1 protein-coding gene is annotated in these 1,630 nt (G+C 64.8%); it reads left to right on the top strand.

Translation table 11 applies throughout. The annotated features are described in order from the left end of the window. Positions 1-1,630, top strand: a 1,630-nt coding sequence (locus tag HHL14_RS32715; protein ID WP_169501735.1) for a DUF6531 domain-containing protein, incomplete at both ends; no start/stop codon positions are given.

Here is a 1,630-nt window from a genome sequence, read left to right on the forward strand (position 1 = left end):
AAGGCGCGCATCCGTCTGACCTCGCCGCGAAGGATGGCTGCGGCTGTCCCGTCACCAAAAGTCCGCACCCGATCAACTTCGCGATGGGTGACGAGAATCTGGAGCAGACCGATTTCGTGCTCGACGGCATCGTGCCGATCGTCTGGACACGCCGCTACCGCTCGAGCCTGGCGGCCTATGACGCCAGCCCGCTAGGCGCGCGCTGGAGCAGCGCCTTTCATCTGTCGCTCGAAGAGCGCGACGACGCGCTGGTGTTCTTCGATCCCGACAGCCGCGCCGTACCGTTGCCGCCGGTCGCGGTAGGGGATGCGGTCGAGGTGCCCACCGAAGGATTCACCGTCAGCCGCCCGGATGCGCGCCGCGTGCAGCTGACCTATCCCGATGGCTCGTACGAGCAGTACGAACTGGGTGGAACGGCGAGGCGCTACCGTCTGAGTGCCCGCACACGCCGCGACGGACTGGGCCTGACGCTCGGCTACAACGACGCGGGGGAACTGGTGAGCGTGAGCGATGGCGCGGAGAACAGCCTGCGCCTCGAATACCTGAACGGTCGGGTGGCGGCGATCTACCGCACGGGTATTCCCGGTCCCGGCGATGAGGCGCTCGCGCGTTACACGCATGACGAACAGGGCGACCTGATCGTGCAGACCGATGTGCCTGGCAACACGCGCACCTATGCCTATACCCGGCATCTGCTGACACGCTATACCGACTACAACGGCAATGCCGTCAATCTGGCCTGGCAGTGGAACGGCATGCACGAGGGCGTGCCCGCGCCCGCCGACGCGAAATGCAGCCGTACATGGCTGGGCGACGAGGAACGGGATATCCACGAGGATACGCGATTCGAATACGCGCGCGAGCACTGGTACACGAAAGTCACCGACGCGGACGGCAACGTGACGGTTCACCGCTACGACTACCATAACCGGATCGTGCTGGTCGAGTATCCGGATGGCGGCAGCGAAGCGTTCGAGTGGGATGACAACCACAACCTCACCGGCATGAAGAACGCGCTGGGGCAGACGCAGCGTTTCGAATACGATGCCCAGGGCCGCGTGACGGCTGCCACCGATGCGCTCGGCAACACGACGCGCACCGAATACAACGCGGATGGCCTGCCGGTGAAGGTGACGGCCGCCAATGGCGATGTGACGCAGACAGCGTATGACGCACTCGGTCGGCCGGTGGCGGTGACGGATGCGGCCGGTCGCACGACTGCGTACCGGTGGAATGGCAATGGCCGACTGGTGTCGATGACCGACCCGAAAGGCGGGGAGAAGCGTTTCAGCTACGACGGCGGCGGGCGGCTCAGGGAGGCAACCGACTGTTCCGGCTACAGCACGCGTTACGTCTATGACGGGCGCGGCTATCTCTCCCGACGTATCGATGCCGAAGGCAATACGACCTCGTACCGGTGCGATGCGCTTGGGAGGGTGGCGAGCATCACGCAGCCCGACGGAAGCGTGGAAGCACTGACATGGGATGGCGAAGGCAACCTGAGAAGCTATCGCGATGGCGCAGGTCAGGTCACGGAGTACAGCTATAACGCGCAGCATCAGCCGGTTCTGCGCACGGATGCCGCCGGTCGGCAACTGGTCTACTACTACGACCGGCAGTGGCGGCTCAT

It is taken from the genome of Paraburkholderia antibiotica (assembly GCF_012927125.1).
GTDB lineage: Bacteria > Pseudomonadota > Gammaproteobacteria > Burkholderiales > Burkholderiaceae > Paraburkholderia > Paraburkholderia antibiotica.